This is a genomic window from Bacillus sp. RC51 (assembly GCF_044908115.1).
In the GTDB taxonomy this organism is placed as follows: Bacteria; Bacillota; Bacilli; order Bacillales; family Bacillaceae_G; genus Bacillus_A; species Bacillus_A mycoides.
On record NZ_JBIYCW010000007.1, the window covers coordinates 190,385 to 210,014 of the forward strand.

The window sequence follows — 19,630 nt, forward strand, 5'->3', positions numbered from 1 at the left end:
AATTATCACATCCTTGTATTTTCACACTAGAACCTAAAAAGAGGTTCTGTTACAAAGTTTTTTAACAAGAAAAAGTTATGTTGCAAAAAGGGTTGTGCCTATTAATTATATGAAGAGAGGCATGTAGTGTGTTACTAGACAAAAATACTTGATACACCAAGGTTACCTTCACTTACCCTCCTCATTATTATAAGCTAATAATGGTTCGTACATCATTATAGCGTGATTCTCCGTTACATATTGGTCTTCTATAAACTGTTTCTGTTGATTATATACTTTACGTTGAATAACATTATGTCGTATATAACCACCCCAGTATGCAGATTGGATTGAGTGTTCTTTTTCATATACTTCATATTGATAAAGCTGCGGATGGGCAATTCTCCACTCACCGACTAAATGCTTATCTGTAATATAAAGGTGAAGTTGATACGATTGGTCCGTTTCATTTTTGATTTGTAAATCCAAATAATTATAAGAACAAGTCGCTCCACTTCCAAATGGTTGGGTCCGCTTGGAATCAGGAAAGACATCAAAACTATGACGATATCGCTCTGTTACTGTCAATGGTGTATGTAAGGTCATCCAATATATTAAATTTGAAAGCTGACAAAGCCCTCCTCCAATGCCTGCTTGAAAAGATCCATAGTGTAGTATCATGCCCTCTACATACCCTTTTCTCCTCGTAGGCTTACCTATTAAACGCCAGTAAGAGAATGTTTCTCCCGGTCTAATGACGATACCATTTAGTTGTTTAATAGCAATCTTCAAATTAACAACTTTATTCTGTTGATACCACATATCTACATCTTTGAGCTTACGAAGTAGTATCGTTCGGTGCTGAATCGCTGTATAGGGTAACTTTTCTTGTTGAAATGTTTTTGCATATGTTTTTCCATCTGCTAACCACTGAATGTACCTCTTTGTAGAGTAATACCATGTCCCTAGTAGAATGCGATACTTAGACCGCTGTTTAGGACGTAAGTTCACTAAATTCATTTTATTTCCTCTCTCCTCTCTCCATCGTTTTCATATGTTACCATTTCCGTAATTACGATCCCAATCAATTGCCGTATTAATGCCTTTGAATTTACCCAAGTTTTCCCGCACAGAACTGTAATATTAATTGTCGCATTCTCTCGTTTTTTAACTACATTCTTATATGTATATCCATCAATAAATTGTACTTTTCTTAGCTGCATAGTAATTAATATAAATAGATAAAAGACGCAAAAAAACAGTATAATTAATCTAATGGGGACCTTGTTTTTTTCATTTTTCGAATTGCTTATAGTCATGTGAAACTCTGCCTCAATATGATAAATTCAAATAAACACATTATAAATATAAAGGATAACCTTAAATAAAAAATAATGAAAATTAAATAAATTCTAAAGAAATAATATATTTTTACTAAATATTGATTGATAATAAGTTGTTTTTTGAGACTTTACTAGGTTCTGTTGCAAAGTTTCTTAGCAAATAAAAAGTTAAGTTAATTACAATGAATCATGTTAAAAGGTATGTTCTCAGGATTATATTGTGATTTTAATGGAGATAGCATTGTTTTTTAGGCTACATTTTAGCGAAATAAAAGCTCAAAAAGCGATATGTATATTTACGATGTTACATTAGTGTTTTTCTTTTTATTTATCCCGCTATTTGTGGGCAGTAAAACTCACACCTTAAAATGCGGCTGGAGCAAAGAAGTTAGGTGGGAGCCCTGCTGCCCGTAAACGCCCGGTTGGTGCGGGCTAATAATCAGTGGGGGATGAACAAAACCCCCACTGATTAAAGTTTCACTTTATATATTCGCAACATAATATTAGTACGAATTACTATAGTAATATGAGTTTTTGCATATTTTAAAATTTAATATATCCTCCGAAAAGTTTTAATTGTATAATGTTTCTTGTCATAGTTTTTTAGATTTTTCGACAAAAAATAACACAAATAGAGAAAGTATTGGGAGAATGCATTATGTACACAAAACTATTAAAATCAATTACGTCATTAACGCTTATTGGTAGCGCTTTATTATATACAAATATTGGTGAGATGAAAGCTGCTGAAGCGGGTACTTTTTCCGATGTACCTACATCGCACTGGTCCTATCCTGCGATTAAAGACTTAGCGAGCAAAAATATTATTTCAGGTTATGGAAATGGGATGTTTGGTTTTGGTGATGTTGCGACAAGGGAGCAAGTTGCAGCTTTAATTTATCGTGTGTTAGTACCAAATAAGCAAGGTGGTACGTTTAGTAATGATGCTGCTCGTTATGTATTACAAGATGGGTCTACTTTAAATAATCCGTATGGAGATATTCGCTCAGGTTCTACAATGTTTCCGGAAGAGGTTTTAACGTTAACGAAATTGGGGATTTTTAAAGGTGATGGAAATGGCGGTTTTAGACCGAAAGATTCTGTTAGCCGCGCAGAAATGGCGCAAATTATTAAAAATGCGTTCCAAGTTTCAGCTAAACAAAAACATACATTTAATGATGTTCCAAATGGATTTTGGGCAGAAAATGCGATTAGTGCCGTGCAGTCAAACGGGATTGCATCTGGTACAGGAGACGGGAAATTTGAACCAGCTAAAACGGTAACGCGTGAACAGTATGCACAGTTTTTATATAATGCATTGAAATATAAAAAGCCTGAGGTTGCGGTGCAAGATACAGGAGATGCGGCATTATTAGCAGCATTCAAAAATGAAGTGCAAACACGTATTAATACGTATGAAACGAATATTACACTTCCATATAAAACGAAAAATAGTAATACAGAAGAAGTGATGAATACACTTTTTAACGCGTATAAAGAAGTCGCAAGTAAAAATGAGTATACAAATTATAATAGGTCGAATGTTTCATATGGACTTTCTGGATCCCCTGGAAATTATACATTTACGTTAAAGATTACATATCGTGAAACGAAAGAACAAACAGAATATGTGATGAAACAAGCGAAAGCGATCGTTTCTTCTATTATTCAAACGGGAATGGATGATCATGAAAAAGTGAAGGCAATTCATGATTATGTTGTAAAACATGTTTCTTACGATACGTCTTATAAAGCGTATACAGCATATGAGGCACTCGCGAATCGTTCTGCCGTTTGCCAAGGTTACACACTATTAACCTATCAATTATTAAAAGAAGCTGGAATTGAGAATCATTTTGTAGTAGGAACTGGAGACGGTCAGCCTCATGCTTGGAACTTGGTGAAAATCGAAAACAAATGGTATCACCTTGATACAACATTCGATGATCCGGTGCCAGATGAACAAGGCCGCGTAACATATTCTTATTTCAACTTATCAGATGAGCAAATTGCAAGAAATCATGAGTGGAACCGCGTGGACTATCCGCAAGCTACAACAAACTATTATAGTACATTAACAAATAAAATTGCGACAGGTGGTACGAAAACACCTGCATATCAGCAAATATTGAAAGATACAAAGTTAAATTATTTAGGAAATGAATATATCGCAAATAACTATAATGAATTCAAAAATAAAATGCAGCAACGTTATAGCACAAAGTCAGCAAAGATTGAAATTCTTTATAAACAATCAATGGATGGCGCATTGCAAGATGTGAAAAAAGTAATTGGAGAAATCGGTTATCCGCAAGGAGCGAACCGTGTTTCTTATAAAGCTGAGCCGTATAATGCGAAAGAAGGATATTCTTTAGTGACGATTACGTTTATGTAGTGAGAATGAAAAAGAGGTTTAACAAATTATATAATGTATTGTAAACAAACAATTATGTGCATAAGAAAAAGGTCTGCACTCAAAGACCACTAAAAAAATCTTCTTAGTTTAAAAGTGAAAACGTCCTCGATGAAATCGAAGAAGTTTTCACTTTTTTTCATGTAGTTATGGTGCATGGACTTTTTCCCATATCCAACTACCATATGGTCGTTCGCCATTGAAGTACGCTGGAACAAATAAAAAGTCCGTATACCAGGAGCCTTTAGCACCATCGTGAACACAGTGACCTGCTGTTAATATTGCGTTATCTTCATTGGAAGTAACTACAGATGCAGAGCATACCGACGTTTTAGAATTAGGGGTCTCGCGAAAATATAGCTTTCCTGTAGTTTTTGGAACTATTGCTTTAGTAGGAAAAGGTTCATTGCTGGGATAAGTTGGCGGTGCAAATTGTTGCTTTTTATCTTTTTCTTTCATAGGTGGTTTCTCAAATGATGGATTTAATTTGATGGAGTTGTCTGGTGTTTTTGTTTTATCTTTAGGTATGGCGTTTTTGAGGTCCTCTTCTGTGTAAAGGCCTCCTGTTTCTTCATATAATGAATCTTTACTTTGAATATAGTTTTTTGGTTTGGAAGATTCATCTGGATTCATTATTGTTACTGGAGCTTCGGGATCTCCCGCTGCCATTACTTGTCGCGAGGATAGTGACGAAAAGAATATAGAAAATAGGATAATAGAAAAGATACATACATTTTTAGGGATAAAAGATGTAATCATAATTTCCTGCTACTAAAAATATAGACAAATATACATTCTGTTGCACCCTAAGCATATTTTTATCTATATTTGCTCTTTTGTTAGTAACAGATTGTTCACCTCGCTTTTTTATATTTTCAAATTTACGTGATAAAGAGCGTTGTTCACGTTTGCTTATATTTTCACTTAAACTTACTGTTGCTTCCTCCTTATATTTGATGAGGTCATTATATTATTAATTATATGAAAATGATAATCAATATCATTCTAAAGTATACTTACAATTTTCCGGAAATAAACAAAGCTATTTTCAATATTTGTTTAGAGTGGTTTTGTAAACATTAGAAAAGGAGATGTCCCATAAAGAAATTTTATCGCCTTATAGGACAGCTTCTTTTATTATTTTAGTTCGACATAATGTGACAAAAGAACATAACTGTATCTGTTATGATGACTTTGGTAATTTTACATTTTGGAGGATTAATAATGAACAAAAAGAAGATTGTTGCTGCGGTAATAGGAATTATAGTGTTACTTGTAATTATTAATGTAGTTATTACGAAGGGAAAAACGACATCAACTAGTGAAAAAATGTACACTGAGAAAGAATACAATAAATTAGTAGATGAACATTTTGAAGAAATGCAAAAGTTAAAAAGTGATAAGAGTGTATTAGAAACTGAAAATAAATCTCTTGATGCGCAAGTTAAGAAGTTAAAAGATGAATTAGCGAAAAAAGAGCAACAAGTAGCGAAGCAGCCAGTTCAACAAGAACAACCTAAACAACAACCAGCACCAGCTCCACAGCCGGAAACGAAAGAAGAACCTAAACCAGAACAGCCCGCAGGAGCATTTGCAAACCCTGTGAAAAGTATAAATAAAACAGATGCAATGAACAAAGTGAAAGAAAAAGCGAAGCAAGATTTTCAAGATGATTATATGACGCAAAACTTTGTTGCGGATGAACAATCAAAAGCATTTGATTTCTTAAACGGAGTAGAGATCAGATCACAAGAAGAATTAAATGTGATGAAGAAGGCATTAGGAGATTTTCCTAACGATTTTATGACCGCAAAGTTTGTTTATGAAGAGCAAATGAAGGCAAAGAATAAGCAAGGGTAATACAAAAACGCTATCTTTTAAAAAGGTAGCGTTTTTGTTATGGGATAAGAAAGGTGTATCATTTCTATGGTCATTCTTATTTGAAACGCCATTTGCATTAATGAGAGGACTTCCGTTGCGACATGTATGTTTTTCATTTTCTTGTATAAAGCAAATCGGTTATATGAAGAGAGAAGATGATAGGAGGGATTAAGGTGAGGGAGGTTGATTTAGTAACCAAACTATTAGATTTAGAAATATCAATAATGCAAGGATTAAAACCAATTTCCGACGCTGGATTAGATGGCATTTATGAAATCTTTACTATGTTAGAAGTTGAAGATGCTGTCAATGTGTTATTAAAAGATGTCTTTAAAGATGTATATTTAGAAAATGTTACACCTTATTGTGAAGGTTCAGAAACTGAAGAAGAGTTTACAGAACGCCTAATTCACATCAAACATGATCTAGTAGATGATATTTATCTGGATGAAAAATTGGAATTAATTTCCGTTCTTTTGGATGTGGAACAGGAAAGATATTTAACATATATAGAGTTCTCAGATTTAGGGGTTTCTTTTGATATCCACCTTACTATGGACGCTTTATATGATTTTATTAATCAACTAATTAGTGTAGATATAGGGGATGCAATTCATGTCTACACTAATGGTGAAATTTCAAAATAAGAAATTTTGGATTTTATATCTGATAAATGGGCAAAAAAAAGCTAATAAAAACTTAGTGTTTTTACTAAAAAGAGAGCTATAGTTCTCTTTTTTATTTTCGGCGACAAAATTCGATATAATAGTTGTAACCATTTTTGTTATGCTTGGATGAGAAAGTCTACATTCCCTATAATCGGAGGAAGAGAACTATGCAAAACGCGTTTTATACAAAGTGGTGGTTTTGGTTTATTATTGCCGTCGTCGTAATTGTTGTTGTTGGAGGAAAAAACAAAAAAGAAGAAGCTACAACAACTCCCGCCGAACTGAAAAAAGACATAAAACAAGAACAACCTAGACAAGATGTTAAAGCTCAACCAGAAAAGAAAGAACAACCTAAACAAGATGTTCAACAATCTGCATCGGGATTTACAAATCCTATTAAACATATCGATAAAACAGCTGCTATGAATGCCGTCAAAGAAAAGGCAAAGAAAGACTTCCCAGATGATTACATGACACAGAATTACGTAGCAGAGGAACAATCTAAGGCGTTTGACCATTTAAATGGTATTGAACTCAAATCCCAGGAGGAACTGAACGTTATGAAGAAAGTGATCAGCGACTTCCCTAACGACTTCATGACTACTAAATATGTGTATGACGAACAGATAAAAGCTATGAACAAGCAGCAATAAGATACTATGTTGTTCATATTTTCCTGATCAAAAATATGGATAAATACGGTGAAATGAAAATTGGATGGGAGTCCAATACATATTATTAAAATTAAAGTGGTTCAAGTCGCAGGAAGGCACCTTAGGGTGTCTTTTTTATTATTCTTCGACAGAATATGACAAAATAGTTGTAATTGTTTCTGTTATGCTTGTGCAGGAAATCTTACATTTAACCACTGGAGGAACTACATAATGGGTAAAATTTTTAAGTTTGGGTGTTTAGGGGTAATAGCAATTGTAGTCATCATTTTTGTTGCTGCAGTTATTGATGGTAGTAATGATTCGAAAGAAAAAGCATCTACTAATCCAAAACAAGAAAGCAAAAAGGATGCTCAAATGAAAGAAGAACAGAAGAAGCAACAAGATGAAGCTAAGAAAAAGGAAGAACCTAAGCCAGCTGTAAACGCTGATAAGGCTACATATGAAAACGAAATCAAGCCTATTATTGATGCCATGATAAAAGAATATGATGAAATTTGGAATCAGGACTGGAGACCTATTTGGGGCGAAGCAAGCAAAGATCCTGCATCTATTGACAAGAACACTTTAAAAGAGAAAATGGAGTCAGTTACAAATCGATACGATGAACTATCCAATAAAAATACTGCGTTTAAAAGCGGTGCGAAGCTAAACGATCCTGTATTAAAAGAGAAGATTGAGAAATTCAGAGTTGATTTTGGACTAGCAACGAACTATAGAAGTAATGCCGGAAGAGCTGTGACTCAAGGAATAAAAGGGGTAGCTCCAATGAAAGAAAGAATGGATGAAGCTCAAAAATCAATCCAAATTTCTGATCAAAAACTAATCAATGCTGTAGCTAGTTTAACTGAAGTTGAATCGAAATTGGGAGTTAGCCGTAATTAGGCACTCGAAAGAGTGCTTTTATTTTGTCTTCAGACATAAATAAAATCAGGGGTGATGTATATGAAGAAAGTCTTTATGAGTTTATTGATAGCTACTACGTGTCTTATATTCACTGGTTGTTCAGCAGACATGAAAGTTGTAGAAGAAGATGCTACGGAAAAATTACAAGATAGCAAGTTGTTTCCGTATATTGAAGAGGCTAGTTACAAAGAAGGTGGTAAAAAGGAAGATAGAACTTCAGTAAACATTAATATAAATGTAGATGAACGATTCTCTGATTTAGAAACAATGGAAAAATATGAAGTGATGCAAGATGCTGTTAATAAGCTAGATGGATCTTCAAGCCTAATTAAATGTGGGAATGACAACCGTTGCATTTATGACAATCTCCATATTTCTGATGGCAATGACAAATACACAATGGATGTTTTTTATAAAGAATTAGTAATTAATGATAATAAAAAATACACTAAGTCAGATTATAATTCTGATATGAATCAAATAAAGAAAAAAGAAGAACCTGTTAATACTACTACGAATTCCAACTCAGTTCCTTCTTCATCTGCAGGACAAGAGGCACCATCTACATATGATCCTAAAAAGGATTCGGCTAACTATGATGCTAATGGTAATTATAAACCAGTTGACCAGATGAAACCTGAAGAAATCAAAAAGGAATTAGAAGGGTTCCTAGAAGATTCTTTAAAAAGGTAGTTAAAAAAAAATATAGATTTGAACCATATTTCTCAATGAAGAAAATAACTTAACACGGTAAAATAATATTTGGATGGGAGTCCAATACATATTATTAAAATTAAGATGGTTCAAGTCAGAGGAAGGCACCTTAGGGTGTCTTTTCTTTATTACTTCAATTTATAAATTAATAAAAAAAGACTAGCAGCATATACTGGTCTTCTAAATGGGTTACCGCCAGCATTTCTGAAAAAAATCAGGCTAAGAGTATGCAAGACTTTATACAGTTTTTCTGCTAATCCAGTAACCTAAAAACCATGCCAGGATAGGAATGTATAAAGAATGAATAGAGTTATAGAAAAAGAAAAAGTGGATTTCTTTTGAGAGTAGGGATTCGCTTTTTTCTTGCTACTGATAATAAATAATTATGTAAACGAGCAATGTATATTTTATACATTTCTCCTTGTTCAACGAAAGGGCAGTTTAGTGATAGAAGGGAAATTATAAAAATAGTGGAATTACTCTAATATTGGATATTAGGGGTGAGTTCAGTGGACAATTTATTTTTAATTTAAAACTTTTTATTTTGTCTTAGAAAGGTGTAGATTTTTTTGAATACAAAATTAATCATAGTAGAAGGGCTTCCTGGCTTTGGGAAATCCACCACTGCAAACTTGCTTTACGATATTCTAATTGAAAAAAATATTGACGTTGAGTTATTTCTTGAAGGGAATCCAGACCACCCTGCTGATTATGATGGGGTATCTTGTTTTGATAAAAGTGAATTCGAAAGTTTGTTAGTGAATAGTGGTAATTTTAGGGGAGTAATTAGTGATAGAGTCACGAAGCGAGGAAACAATTATTTATTGCCATATAAAAAAATTAAAAATGAATACGGCTCTAATTTTCCTGAAAGTTTATTAAATACCATTTTCAAAAATGATATATATGAATTACCGCTAGAGAGGAATATTGAATTAATAACTGAAAAATGGAGGGATTTTGTTGAAATAGCCAACAACGAAAATAAAACTTATATTTTTGAATGTTGCTTCATACAAAATCCATTAACAATCGGAATGGTTAAATATGGTGAAAAAAAAGAGGAAGTTATAAGTTATATTAATGCATTAGCGAAAATCATAGAGAAATTAAATCCAGTATTGTTTTATATAGAACAAGATGATTTGGAATTCTCATTCAGAAAGGTATTTAATGAAAGGGCAAAAGAATGGTCTGCTGGATTTATTGAGTATTATACAAATCAAGGGTATGCGAAAATGAAAGGCTATCACGGTTTAGACGGAACAATTAAAGTTTTAGAAGCAAGAAGAGATATTGAAAGAGAAATATTTGATATGTTAAATATAAAGAAGACAAAAATTGATAATTCACAGTATGAAGCTATCAAATATAAGTCAATGATAATTGAAAAATTGAAATTACTTGAATTTCTAGATTAATGTAGTGCTTTAATTGAGCAAGAAACTAAGAATTTTTAACTTCCGCTAACGATAATTATGTAAATAAGCTGTCCATATGGGCAGCTTATTTTATCTTTTGTTTAGCACGGGGATTTTTTCATGAAGAAAAGACACCCATATAAGAGTGTCTTTTCCGATAGTTTTTTAGCAGAAGCAGCTAGCTCCAACTATGATTAATAAAATAAATAATACAACTAATAAAGCAAATCCTCCAGCGAAGCCGCCGCCGCCGCAACTACCACAACTACCACCAAAGCCCATAATAGTTCCTCCTTTAGATAAGAGGATAAAACAAGGGGTCACTCATGTATTTTAACGGGTTCACTTTACTTTATGTTTTTAAGCATGAATTGAGCAGGTCCTTTTGAAAATAAAGAAAAGACACCTTATAAGGTGTCTTCCTTCGATTTGAAACATTTTAAGTTTAATAATATATGGTCTCGCCACAGACCTATTAGGCTGGAATTTTATAGTGTTTCTGAACAAAATTTTGTGCTGATTTTGAATCCTTAAGTTGATGGGGATCCTTTTACGTTTTATCATTTTTAAAAAAATCCTTCATTATCTTAGCGTCTTTAATACTCACCGTAACACCTTCAACTTTATCTTTCTTCTCATCTTTAGCAATCGTAATTTGTTCCTTATTATCAACCCACACAAGAAACTCTTCTTTTGAGTCATCTTTATGTGTAACGGTTATAGTAGAATGCGCAGATGCCCTCTTTTTTTGATCTAGTGTGATTGTTTTCGGTGTTCCTTTTTGGACTGCTGAAGCGATTGATTGTATCATTTCCTCGTTATCTGTTTGAGATTTGGAACTAGTATTACTTGTTGTTCTAAACATCTCAATGTTGGTAATGTCTGCAGAGTTTAATTGAATGGCATTTTTCGTATTTTCTTGCTTAGTTGCTGGAGTATTATTTGTAGTAGAAGTGCTTGTACAACCTATTAAAGTGAAAGATAGAACACTTAGAGCACATATGTAAGTGATTTTTTTCATTTTATCTCCTCCTCTAATTTAATTATAACAATATTCCGTCAACTTAGGTGGTTATTGTAAGGAAAAGGTAGAATAATATTTCATCCTTACAAAATTGTCACACTCCTGTAAGGTAATTCAATAGATTAGATACTTTTTCCATGTCATAATAAAGACATAAGAAAGCACATTAAAAACTACAACTTATTAGGAGAGTGTCAGTCATGATTGTAACAACAACGTCTGGAATCCAAGGTAAAGAAATTATTGAGTATATTGATATTGTAAATGGTGAAGCTATTATGGGTGCAAATATTGTTCGCGACTTATTCGCTTCCGTTCGTGATGTTGTCGGTGGCCGCGCTGGTTCTTATGAAAGCAAGCTAAAAGAAGCTCGTGATATCGCGATGGATGAAATGAAAGAACTTGCAAAACAAAAAGGTGCGAACGCTATCGTTGGTATTGACGTAGATTATGAAGTTGTTCGTGATGGAATGTTAATGGTTGCTGTAAGTGGTACAGCTGTACGTATATAATTAAATAAAAAACAGGCTCACCCCTTGAAGCGTATGCTTTGAGGGGCTTTTTTTGTTTTCAAGTAGTAGAAGTAAAAAGAATGAGCTTGATCCTTTAGGAAAAAGCTCATTCTTTTTATTTAAGCTATAAGATCTTTTGCTTCTACTTTCTTTTTATTCATGACTAAAGTTAATAGGAATAAAAGGAAGCTTAAAAGTGCCATTATAATAAAAACTTGCGTATAGCTATTAAAATAATCACGAGCGATTCCTGCTAGGACAGGAATGAATCCGCCCATAATGTATCCTCCGGACTGCATCATAGCAGTCCATGCACTCGCATCTTCTGAAGTTTTTGTTTCATATAGCGGTAGCATGAGAGCGAGTGGGAATACGCCGCCGAGCCCGATGCCTAGTAAAATAGAAGGGATCCATGGTGTAGTTAGTGGGTAAATCATAAGCGATAAACCTACGAGTACGAAGCATATACTCCCTAATAACCAAAGTGCTCGGTTTTTATAAATATCCGCTAATGTTGGAATTAAAAAGCTACATATCATTTGAATAACTGTAAATACAGTTATGAGAGTACCAGCTTGTTCGCTACTGACACCCATATTTTGATTTGCGGGCGCAAGCCAAGTTGTAATGGAGTAAAAGATTCCTGATTGTAGTCCGAAAAAGATTGTGAACAACCATGCTTTTTTATTTCTTAAAGGTAAACTATTATTCTTTTTATCTTGTGTACTCGTATTCTTTTTTCGTTTCATAACCGGATACCAAAATATAATAGCGATAATAGTAAGTGCACCCCAAAAAGCGAGTGCCATATTCCAATCTTCTTTTAATACATGTTGTAAAGGGATCGTTAACCCTGCACTTAAAGAAGCACCAGTTCCCATACCTACTGAATATATGCCAATCATTAAGCCGATTTTCGTAGGGAATTTTTCTTTAATAAAACCTGATAGTAACGGACCTGCAAGTGCAATTCCGATGCCGATAAATAAAGAGCTCGCGAATAATGTGGAAATGGAAGAGGTAAAAGCCCTCATACATGTAGCAAAGCCAATTAAAATAAGACAAGCCATAATTGCTTTTTCTGCTCCGAATTTTTTAATTACCTTCCCAGTCAGTAAGGCGAATGTCCCCATACAAAAAACAGGAATAGCTGTTAAAAAACTAACGGAAAAATTGCTTATATTTAAGTCTTGTCGGATTGTTTCTAATAAAGGTGAAATAGATGTAATTCCGATACGTAAATTAATGGAAACAAAAAATAGTGCTAGTATATACAAATAAGTTCGTTCTTGATGTTTCAATTTCATTTTCTCCTCTCATAAACATCAGATGTTGTTGAGTATATCATCTGATGTTTTAGTGTAATATATAAGGAGCTTATTTCAGCTCCAAATTTTGAACAGCGTATGTTCGAGCCTCTTCGGCATTTTGTTTTAAAATAGCTTGGAATAATTTTTCATGAATGTCAGAGTTATCTTCATAGTTCGCTGTATTTAATATTAATTGGCTTAAAATGTGGCGAAGGGCAGGTACGAAAGATTGATACAAATCAAGTAGAACTTCGTTTTTGCTCGCCTTTGCAACTGCTAGATGAAACTGAATGTCTGCATCTATGTATGCTACATAATTTCCTTCTTGAAGGGCATTTTTTCTTTTATTCAAATGTCCTTTTAAATATAAAAGATCCTCTTCGCTTCGGCGCTGTGCCGCTAACATCGCTACTTCTTTATCTAACATATTTCTTGCTTCATACACATGATTAATATTAGCTGCTTGCAATCGTTTTTCAAATGAATCTTGTGTTGTATTTAGTGAGACAATACGAGTACCTTGTCCTTGTCGAACTTCTAAGATGCCGGCATGTACTAATATCTTTATGCTTTCTCGCAGCGTCGAACGCCCTACACCTAGCTCTTCCATTAATTGCGGCTCTGTAGGGAGGCGATCACCAACTTCATACTCGCCAGAAAAGATTTTTTCTTGTAGACGTTCCAACACTTCATCGACTAATTTCCGTCGAGAAACTTTTGAAAAAGATTTCTTTTCGTTTATATTCATCTGCTCATCTCCTGTTATATTCATTTTTATGATAACCAATTTAAGTTCTGTTGACAATGTTATTTTTTAGGTAGTGGAAGTGGGAGGGGATAACGTTGATGAATAAATGAAAAGCCAGTACATATTTTATATGACTAATATGTACTGGCCTCGCTTATTCTACAATTTTGTCTGTTTTTGATTATGAAAAATCGTTTCCTGTCTTGCTATAAATTTCATAGGCAAAAAATCCGAATAAATAGCCTATTCCAGCCCCTAAACCAACTGTAAACAGTGAATAACCCGGGAAAAATATGTCGACAATTATACCGATTAAACACCCTAAAAGCATTCCCATAGGTATTAAACTATCTAATAATTGTTGAGCACCTTTTGATTTTTTCTTACCTAATTTGCCTTCGTTATATTTATGTTTCATTCTTTCAATTACATATAATACAATTCCTCCGACTATTACAACAGGCGCAATGGCCGTAATTAACCACATGTTAGAATCTCCTTTCGCCTTTTAATAGAATTATACCAGATACTTACAATTCCGTGCTCCTAAATGTATTATCTAATCTATTTAAAAGGCCGATCAAAAAGACTTCTTCAATTGTATTTAATCACTCGTCAAAAACACTTTACCTTTTGTTTTCTCAGCAGACTGAACGACACCAACTGCACTTTTTACATCTGCTAAGTCATACGTAGAATGGACTGTCATGAAACGTAATTGCTTATTTTCCACTAGGCGAATTAAGTGACGAAACGTTTCTTGCCATTTATATGGTGATACTTCTTTATTCCAATGTCGTAAATGAAATATATTCGCGTGCACCTTTGCTTTCGTGACAATCTCTGCCCAGTTCACTTGTATTCCAGATAGAAGGCCGATCGTTAAAAAGCGCCCATTTGGACGTAAGGAGAAAGCTAATTCATTTCCATCAGGTCCCCCGATAGAATCAATCGCAGCATCTGCACCGATCCCGTTTGTTAATTCCATAACTGTTTCATAAAGCGGGGCAGTGGAAGTATCTATTACATATTCAGCGCCAAGGCGCAGTAATTCTTCTGTATGTTTACTATTTCTTGTCACTGCAATTAATCGGAAGTTTAAAATTTGTGACAATTGAGCAAAAAGATGACCAATAGCGGATCCACAAGCATTTACTAATAAAACGTCATTCTGTTTTAAGTTTAGCGTTTCTGTGCATGTGACCCACGCCGTAAGGGGATTAATATACATTTGTGCCGCTGTAAAATCATCGATTGAATCAGGAATAGGGACTACAAAGTCAGCTGATGTTGTAACGAACTCTTGCCAAGTACCATCTCCGCGTAAAGGTAAAACGCGTTTACCGATAAGATCTCTAGTAACTCCCGCGCCTACATCTTCTACAATACCAACACCTTCATAACCCGGTATGTTAGGTAAAGGGATTCTATGTGAGTATGCTCCACTTACTGGAATTAAGTCAGATGGATTAATCGGTCTAACTAACATACGAACTAAAACTTCATTATCTTTTAATGGTTCTATATTTTTATATTCAACTTGTAATACATCTTTTGGGTTACCAAACTTATGAAATTGAATGTATTTTCCGTGCAAGATAGTTGTTCCCCCTTAGTTTGATTGGGTTAATTATAGCATTTTCAGTTTAAATGATTATTTCATTAGCACTAAATAAAGAGGAACAGACAGTCTTCGTTTATACATTTGATAAAATCGTAGAAAACGGTATTGCTGTGTTTAAAAAATTTAATGAAAAATAGGCTCGACCCTTGGAGTTTATGCTTTGAGGGGATTTTTATTGTGCAAATTTCAAAAAGATACATGAATTATGTAGCATTGTATGGATTGTAAAATCGATTTCCTGAATACATAGTAATATAATAAAAAGACGCCCTTGTGAGCGCCTTTTTCCGACTTGAGATAGATGTATCATTATTGTTCTGTTAGGATACATAGCTCTCGTTTAAAGTTTACTCACACAAATGATCTGTGTATCAATTTGTTTTGATATACAGATCATTTGCATGATAATTCTTATAGATAATTGCTGAATGATAACCTTACATGAATGCTTTTAAAAGTTCTTGAACCAATGGAATTACTCCACCTACGAATTTTAAAACTGCCATTGCGATTTCCATATGATTGCCTCCTTTTTTTAATAGTAAGATGTAATGAATCTTTATATCATCATTATAGTAAGCGTTTACAAATGCATCAATGCATTTCGATATGCAATATTTCATATTTGTATTCGGTAATGAGGATAAAGAGGAATCAGTAACCTATCAAAATATAAGTCGCATCTTGTATAGTATAATGTAATAGTGGAGGTCAGATATGAAAAAAATAAGTTTAAATATAGATTTGGATACAAATGTATTGGAAGTGGTATTTATTCCAAGAAGGTTTATTATTTTATGGGTTACACTCGTATATATAGCTTCAATGCTTTTAGAATTTCGTAATAATATTTTCTCTATGGATAGTTTTTTCTTTACAATAGTCATTGTTATTCATACTATTTTTCATTGGTATGCGAGTTCATTAAAGAATAGGCAATTGTTGTACTTCTTTTTTGTACAACTTTTCATTGTGTTTTTGGCTGCATTTATTGCAACAAATGCTTCGATAGCGATTTTTGTTGGATTAACTCCTATTTTAATCGCCCAAAGCTTATATGTTTATAACAATATATTTAAAGTAATGACAGTTTTTACTCTTATGTATGCAATATTTTGTGCTGCAATTAGTATCAATTATGGTGTGAATAAATTAGCTATTCTTATCTCTATGTTTCTTTTAGTGTTAGCAATTATTATTCCTTTTTCTTATATTAATAAGCAGCAATTTGATGCACGTAATCGTATACAGAGCTATATTCAAGAGTTAGAGTCTGCATATATGAGAGTGGAAGAATTGACATTAGCTAATGAAAGGCAGCGTATGGCAAGAGATTTACATGATACGTTAGCGCAAGGTTTAGCAAGCTTGATTATGCAATTGGAAGCGATAGATGCCCATATGCAAAAAGGGAATACAGGACGATCTCAAGAGATTATGAAACAAACTATGATAAGAGCGAGACAAACTTTACATGATGCAAGGTTGGTTATTGATGATTTGCGTCATACTACTAATTCATTTAATGGAGCAGTAAAAGAAGAGGTTCAACGTTTTTCTGAAGCTACGTCTATACATGTGAGATTTACTATCCAAAGTCCACCGTATATTTCAAGCGTAGTAAAAGAGCACTGCTTATATGTAATTAGTGAATGTTTAACGAATATCGCAAAACATTCACAGGCAACAGATGTAAATTTAAAAGTTGAATATATCGATGACCTTGAAAAGCTTACTATTGAAGTTGAAGATAATGGAATTGGTTTTGACACTGGATATATCGGTAAGAATCCTGGACATTATGGTTTAATTGGCTTAAATGAGCGTGTTCGATTGATTAAGGGAGAAATACATATATTGAGTGAAAAGATGAAAGGTACGAAAGTGTATATTCAAGTGCCTATAAATAAAGAAGGAGATAGCCATGAAGCATAACGTATTAATTGTAGACGATCATTTCGTTGTGAGAGAGGGTCTGAAATTAATAATAGAAACGAGTGATTCATTTCAAATTATAGGTGAGGCTGCAAACGGAGAAGAAGCTCTTTCTTTCATAGAAAAAAAGAAACCTGATGTCATTTTAATGGATTTAAATATGCCTAAAATGAGTGGCTTAGAAACAATTGAGGCTTTAAATAAAAAACAAAATCATACGCCGATTATTATATTAACTACTTATAACGAAGATGAATTAATGTTAAAGGGAATTGAGTTAGGGGCAAAAGGATATTTGCTAAAAGATACGGATCGTGAGAATTTGTTTCGAACATTGGAAGCGGCTATTCGAGGTGAGATTTTACTACAACCAAATATTATGGAAAAGATAGTGAAGTATAAAAGGAAAGAAGTACATGCTGATAAGGTTGCAAAAAATAACTTAACGGTTAAAGAATTGTTTGTGCTGAAAGCTATTGCGCGCGGATATAAGAATAAAGAAATTGCATTTGATATGGGAATAGCTGAGCGAACGGTAAAAGCATATTTAACAAATATATACAATAAATTAGGTGTTAATTCACGGTCAGAAGCAGTAGCTGTATCTATTGAAAGGAAGTTAATTCATTTTTAAAACATTATATATGCCCAATCGTACATTATAGGCTTGCCCTTTTGTACGATTTTTTTATTTCTTTCTCATGTTATGCTTCAGAAAGTATGAGAGATTTAAGAACAATCTAATTGCATTACAATTATAGACGTTTCTAATGTAGGAAAGGAAGAAGAATAATTAAATGGAAACTTTGCTTTTAATTCCTGTATTAATTTTCTTTATTTGGCTGCAAAGCAAACAAAGAAAATTAAACTGGATAGATATTATAACTTTTCTCATGATGATAGGGATTATTACTTATATGGCGCCGCAACCAATGACTAGGGATTTACAAGCAGAGTTACTGGCAGTTACGCTTATTTCTTTCGCTATTGGTGTTTGGCAAGGTGGGGGAATTACAGTCTGTTATGAGGATGAAATTTTATATATTACAAATGGAAAACAGTATTTCATTTCATGGATTCTCTTAATAATTGGTAACATAATTATTATTAATATATTTGAAGGTGGATTTACATTTAATGGACCGTGGTTTCTTTTGTGTAGTGTTGTCATTACATCTGGGGTGAAAACCAGTATTCTATGTGTTCTGTACAAATTAACAGTGCGAAATTGAATGGAAAATCAAAGCTGTTTTCTTTTATCCCAACATAAAACGTATTGCTGTAAATTCATTCAAAGATTGCAGTTGATAAGAAATGGGGGAGTTAACACAGATGTTTCTACCTATTACTACATTTTATAGGTTTAGTTGGCTGGGGAGTTTTGCTTTCTCTTCAGAAAAGGTTAGCAGGAATAGAGCGTTTTCGAGGACCGAAGAACTAAATGCTAATTTGTATGAAAAGAAATGTATAGATTCAGTTAGTAATATTTATGAGAAAATAACGATAGATTTTGTGAAATATGGTGATAATTATGTATCGGGCCATGCGGAACCTTATGCAACAATTGTCATAACGAGCGGCGATATGCTTGTTGGAAGTGGACGGGTTAATGAGTATGGAGAATTTAAAATATATACGAATAATCATCTGGAAGAGTATTTGATAATAAAGGTTCAGTTGATATTAGGTGGTTTTTATCAAGATAGTATAATAGTAAAGGTAGATTGTTAATTTATAATGATTCCAGTTTTTATTTACTAAATAAAAGTAAAAGGAAGCAACAATTTGTTGCTTCCTACATCTATTAAGCCGAAGCTTTCTTCATTCTCTCAAGTAAACTAGATAAAATATGCGTACGATAAGATTCTAGTTTTTTACCTTCGTAAGTACGAATCCCTAATTTTTTAAGTTCTTTTACATACCAACCTTTGCTTCCGAAATACATGAAATCGCTCCCCTTCAACTTTGTTTTTAGTAGTTCTGATTGTACTTGGAGGTACAGGTAATATAATGAAGGAAATGAATTTCGCGCGAAAATGGTTAACTTTGTTGCAAAAGACATATATACTAAGGATAGTATATAACGAGGTGGGCAAGACGTGATTATAGAGAAGCACGAAATTCAAATTGACCAAATTACGAGCGGTAAAGTGAATATCTTTACTTTCTATAGAAATAGAAAGCAAGTTGATGATCATTTTTTACGATTGCAAGAACCATCGCTTACAGCAAACTACTTCTTCCATTTTCATTTTGATGCAGAGAGCTTGCATCTTCTGCAGGAAGAATTTCCAGGTGTATATCCGTACGACCGTAGTGACACGATTCACGACTGGACGGAAAAGATGAAAGCGGAATTGCAACATCAGATCCAAACAGGAAAATGGAATAAGCGCGTACGTATCGGTAATCGTATTCTAGATGTGGCGTTTACGTGGTGTGACGAAGATATAGTAGAGTGAAAAAGAAGCGGATGACGCT

Annotated in this window: 23 protein-coding genes and 3 pseudogenes; 14 read left to right on the plus strand and 12 right to left on the minus strand. The window is 33.6% G+C overall.

All coding sequences use genetic code 11. The features are described from left to right. Nucleotides 1-168: 168 nt before the first annotated feature. On the minus strand, nucleotides 169-999 hold the full coding sequence (locus ABH959_RS16300) for a VanW family protein (RefSeq protein ID WP_044741177.1): 831 nt from the start codon (nucleotides 997-999) through the stop codon (nucleotides 169-171). Between the two features lie 95 nt (nucleotides 1,000-1,094). Further along, nucleotides 1,095-1,298: pseudogene (locus ABH959_RS16305) on the minus strand (hypothetical protein); the annotation flags it as partial. Nucleotides 1,299-1,980: 682 nt separating this feature from the next. On the opposite strand from ABH959_RS16305, the gene ABH959_RS16310 reads away from it, so the two are divergent. Continuing rightward, entirely contained in the window at nucleotides 1,981-3,717 is a 1,737-nt protein-coding gene (locus ABH959_RS16310; protein ID WP_404492898.1) for an S-layer homology domain-containing protein, read from the plus strand. Nucleotides 3,718-3,882: 165 nt separating this feature from the next. On the opposite strand, the gene ABH959_RS16315 is transcribed toward ABH959_RS16310, so the two are convergent. After that, nucleotides 3,883-4,494, minus strand: coding sequence for a trypsin-like serine peptidase (locus ABH959_RS16315; RefSeq protein WP_404492899.1), 612 nt, complete (start codon nucleotides 4,492-4,494; stop codon nucleotides 3,883-3,885). Between the two features lie 37 nt (nucleotides 4,495-4,531). Further along, a pseudogene (locus ABH959_RS16320) lies at nucleotides 4,532-4,645 on the minus strand (RNA-guided endonuclease TnpB family protein); the annotation flags it as partial. Nucleotides 4,646-4,959: 314 nt separating this feature from the next. Between ABH959_RS16320 and ABH959_RS16325 the strand changes: the two are divergent. The 7 genes and pseudogenes from ABH959_RS16325 (at nucleotide 4,960) to ABH959_RS16350 (ending at nucleotide 9,996) form a co-directional block, all read left to right on the plus strand. Next, nucleotides 4,960-5,595 carry a hypothetical protein gene (locus ABH959_RS16325; RefSeq protein WP_404492900.1) on the plus strand — a complete coding sequence of 212 codons (636 nt, stop codon included), beginning with the start codon at nucleotides 4,960-4,962 and terminating at the stop codon, nucleotides 5,593-5,595. Between the two features lie 37 nt (nucleotides 5,596-5,632). After that, nucleotides 5,633-5,775: pseudogene (locus ABH959_RS29410) on the plus strand (DUF2812 domain-containing protein); the annotation flags it as partial. 14 nt (nucleotides 5,776-5,789) lie between these two features. Continuing rightward, nucleotides 5,790-6,263 (plus strand): hypothetical protein, encoded by a 474-nt coding sequence (locus ABH959_RS16330; protein ID WP_404492901.1) that lies wholly within the window; start codon nucleotides 5,790-5,792, stop codon nucleotides 6,261-6,263. A 188-nt stretch (nucleotides 6,264-6,451) separates the two neighbouring features. Next, the gene (locus ABH959_RS16335; RefSeq protein ID WP_404492902.1) at nucleotides 6,452-6,937 is read left to right on the plus strand and encodes a hypothetical protein; all 486 of its coding nucleotides are present in this window, start codon (nucleotides 6,452-6,454) and stop codon (nucleotides 6,935-6,937) included. Nucleotides 6,938-7,168: 231 nt separating this feature from the next. Then, entirely contained in the window at nucleotides 7,169-7,840 is a 672-nt protein-coding gene (locus ABH959_RS16340) for a ribonuclease (RefSeq protein ID WP_404492903.1), read from the plus strand. A 54-nt stretch (nucleotides 7,841-7,894) separates the two neighbouring features. Further along, nucleotides 7,895-8,554: a hypothetical protein gene (locus ABH959_RS16345; protein ID WP_404492904.1), complete on the plus strand. Its 660-nt coding sequence runs from the start codon at nucleotides 7,895-7,897 to the stop codon at nucleotides 8,552-8,554. Nucleotides 8,555-9,144: 590 nt separating this feature from the next. Continuing rightward, nucleotides 9,145-9,996 carry a P-loop NTPase family protein gene (locus tag ABH959_RS16350; RefSeq protein WP_113936632.1) on the plus strand — a complete coding sequence of 284 codons (852 nt, stop codon included), beginning with the start codon at nucleotides 9,145-9,147 and terminating at the stop codon, nucleotides 9,994-9,996. Nucleotides 9,997-10,161: 165 nt separating this feature from the next. On the opposite strand, the gene ABH959_RS16355 is transcribed toward ABH959_RS16350, so the two are convergent. Beyond that, nucleotides 10,162-10,278, minus strand: coding sequence for a YjcZ family sporulation protein (locus ABH959_RS16355; RefSeq protein WP_002069235.1), 117 nt, complete (start codon nucleotides 10,276-10,278; stop codon nucleotides 10,162-10,164). A 268-nt stretch (nucleotides 10,279-10,546) separates the two neighbouring features. Further along, nucleotides 10,547-11,017 (minus strand): hypothetical protein, encoded by a 471-nt coding sequence (locus ABH959_RS16360; RefSeq protein ID WP_404492905.1) that lies wholly within the window; start codon nucleotides 11,015-11,017, stop codon nucleotides 10,547-10,549. Nucleotides 11,018-11,220: 203 nt separating this feature from the next. On the opposite strand from ABH959_RS16360, the gene ABH959_RS16365 reads away from it, so the two are divergent. Further along, nucleotides 11,221-11,532, plus strand: a complete 312-nt coding sequence (locus ABH959_RS16365; protein ID WP_000637510.1) for a YbjQ family protein — start codon at nucleotides 11,221-11,223, stop codon at nucleotides 11,530-11,532. Between the two features lie 119 nt (nucleotides 11,533-11,651). Here ABH959_RS16365 and ABH959_RS16370 read toward each other — a convergent pair whose 3' ends face one another. The 5 genes from ABH959_RS16370 to ABH959_RS16390 form a co-directional block, all read right to left on the minus strand. Next, nucleotides 11,652-12,839 (minus strand): MFS transporter, encoded by a 1,188-nt coding sequence (locus tag ABH959_RS16370; RefSeq protein ID WP_404492906.1) that lies wholly within the window; start codon nucleotides 12,837-12,839, stop codon nucleotides 11,652-11,654. Between the two features lie 70 nt (nucleotides 12,840-12,909). Beyond that, the gene (locus ABH959_RS16375; protein ID WP_242311190.1) at nucleotides 12,910-13,590 is read right to left on the minus strand and encodes a FadR/GntR family transcriptional regulator; all 681 of its coding nucleotides are present in this window, start codon (nucleotides 13,588-13,590) and stop codon (nucleotides 12,910-12,912) included. Between the two features lie 181 nt (nucleotides 13,591-13,771). After that, nucleotides 13,772-14,077, minus strand: coding sequence for a hypothetical protein (locus tag ABH959_RS16380; RefSeq protein ID WP_404492907.1), 306 nt, complete (start codon nucleotides 14,075-14,077; stop codon nucleotides 13,772-13,774). A gap of 117 nt (nucleotides 14,078-14,194) precedes the next feature. Then, complete coding sequence (locus ABH959_RS16385) at nucleotides 14,195-15,187, minus strand: zinc-dependent alcohol dehydrogenase family protein (protein ID WP_404492908.1); 993 nt, start codon at nucleotides 15,185-15,187, stop codon at nucleotides 14,195-14,197. 464 nt (nucleotides 15,188-15,651) lie between these two features. After that, a complete protein-coding gene (locus ABH959_RS16390) occupies nucleotides 15,652-15,837 on the minus strand; it encodes a hypothetical protein (RefSeq protein WP_040963148.1) in 186 nt (61 codons plus the stop codon). A 94-nt stretch (nucleotides 15,838-15,931) separates the two neighbouring features. Between ABH959_RS16390 and ABH959_RS16395 the strand changes: the two genes are divergently transcribed. From ABH959_RS16395 to ABH959_RS16410, 4 genes are all read left to right on the plus strand, one after another. Next, a complete protein-coding gene (locus tag ABH959_RS16395) occupies nucleotides 15,932-17,149 on the plus strand; it encodes a sensor histidine kinase (protein ID WP_113936626.1) in 1,218 nt (405 codons plus the stop codon). After that, nucleotides 17,139-17,783 (plus strand): response regulator, encoded by a 645-nt coding sequence (locus ABH959_RS16400; protein WP_113936625.1) that lies wholly within the window; start codon nucleotides 17,139-17,141, stop codon nucleotides 17,781-17,783. The genes ABH959_RS16395 and ABH959_RS16400 overlap by 11 nt, the downstream gene beginning before the upstream one ends. A gap of 163 nt (nucleotides 17,784-17,946) precedes the next feature. Beyond that, nucleotides 17,947-18,381 carry a hypothetical protein gene (locus tag ABH959_RS16405; protein ID WP_113936624.1) on the plus strand — a complete coding sequence of 145 codons (435 nt, stop codon included), beginning with the start codon at nucleotides 17,947-17,949 and terminating at the stop codon, nucleotides 18,379-18,381. A 100-nt stretch (nucleotides 18,382-18,481) separates the two neighbouring features. Continuing rightward, nucleotides 18,482-18,880 (plus strand): Ig-like domain-containing protein, encoded by a 399-nt coding sequence (locus ABH959_RS16410; protein WP_113936623.1) that lies wholly within the window; start codon nucleotides 18,482-18,484, stop codon nucleotides 18,878-18,880. Between the two features lie 73 nt (nucleotides 18,881-18,953). Here the strand turns inward: ABH959_RS16410 and ABH959_RS16415 are convergent, their stop codons facing one another. Next, complete coding sequence (locus tag ABH959_RS16415) at nucleotides 18,954-19,094, minus strand: YflJ family protein (protein WP_000273535.1); 141 nt, start codon at nucleotides 19,092-19,094, stop codon at nucleotides 18,954-18,956. A 154-nt stretch (nucleotides 19,095-19,248) separates the two neighbouring features. On the opposite strand from ABH959_RS16415, the gene ABH959_RS16420 reads away from it, so the two are divergent. After that, nucleotides 19,249-19,611 carry a hypothetical protein gene (locus ABH959_RS16420; RefSeq protein ID WP_002011092.1) on the plus strand — a complete coding sequence of 121 codons (363 nt, stop codon included), beginning with the start codon at nucleotides 19,249-19,251 and terminating at the stop codon, nucleotides 19,609-19,611. The last annotated feature ends 19 nt before the right edge of the window (nucleotides 19,612-19,630 follow it).

Coding starts and splice junctions, on each gene's coding strand:
- ABH959_RS16300 (WP_044741177.1), bottom strand. CDS start 999: ATGAATTTAGTGAACTTACGTCCTAAACAGCGGTCTAAGTATCGCATT.
- ABH959_RS16310 (WP_404492898.1), top strand. CDS start 1,981: ATGTACACAAAACTATTAAAATCAATTACGTCATTAACGCTTATTGGT.
- ABH959_RS16315 (WP_404492899.1), bottom strand. CDS start 4,494: ATGATTACATCTTTTATCCCTAAAAATGTATGTATCTTTTCTATTATC.
- ABH959_RS16325 (WP_404492900.1), top strand. CDS start 4,960: ATGAACAAAAAGAAGATTGTTGCTGCGGTAATAGGAATTATAGTGTTA.
- ABH959_RS16335 (WP_404492902.1), top strand. CDS start 6,452: ATGCAAAACGCGTTTTATACAAAGTGGTGGTTTTGGTTTATTATTGCC.
- ABH959_RS16340 (WP_404492903.1), top strand. CDS start 7,169: ATGGGTAAAATTTTTAAGTTTGGGTGTTTAGGGGTAATAGCAATTGTA.
- ABH959_RS16345 (WP_404492904.1), top strand. CDS start 7,895: ATGTATATGAAGAAAGTCTTTATGAGTTTATTGATAGCTACTACGTGT.
- ABH959_RS16355 (WP_002069235.1), bottom strand. CDS start 10,278: ATGGGCTTTGGTGGTAGTTGTGGTAGTTGCGGCGGCGGCGGCTTCGCT.
- ABH959_RS16360 (WP_404492905.1), bottom strand. CDS start 11,017: ATGAAAAAAATCACTTACATATGTGCTCTAAGTGTTCTATCTTTCACT.
- ABH959_RS16365 (WP_000637510.1), top strand. CDS start 11,221: ATGATTGTAACAACAACGTCTGGAATCCAAGGTAAAGAAATTATTGAG.
- ABH959_RS16370 (WP_404492906.1), bottom strand. CDS start 12,839: ATGAAATTGAAACATCAAGAACGAACTTATTTGTATATACTAGCACTA.
- ABH959_RS16375 (WP_242311190.1), bottom strand. CDS start 13,590: ATGAATATAAACGAAAAGAAATCTTTTTCAAAAGTTTCTCGACGGAAA.
- ABH959_RS16380 (WP_404492907.1), bottom strand. CDS start 14,077: ATGTGGTTAATTACGGCCATTGCGCCTGTTGTAATAGTCGGAGGAATT.
- ABH959_RS16390 (WP_040963148.1), bottom strand. CDS start 15,837: ATGAAATATTGCATATCGAAATGCATTGATGCATTTGTAAACGCTTAC.
- ABH959_RS16395 (WP_113936626.1), top strand. CDS start 15,932: ATGAAAAAAATAAGTTTAAATATAGATTTGGATACAAATGTATTGGAA.
- ABH959_RS16400 (WP_113936625.1), top strand. CDS start 17,139: ATGAAGCATAACGTATTAATTGTAGACGATCATTTCGTTGTGAGAGAG.
- ABH959_RS16405 (WP_113936624.1), top strand. CDS start 17,947: ATGGAAACTTTGCTTTTAATTCCTGTATTAATTTTCTTTATTTGGCTG.
- ABH959_RS16410 (WP_113936623.1), top strand. CDS start 18,482: ATGTTTCTACCTATTACTACATTTTATAGGTTTAGTTGGCTGGGGAGT.
- ABH959_RS16415 (WP_000273535.1), bottom strand. CDS start 19,094: ATGTATTTCGGAAGCAAAGGTTGGTATGTAAAAGAACTTAAAAAATTA.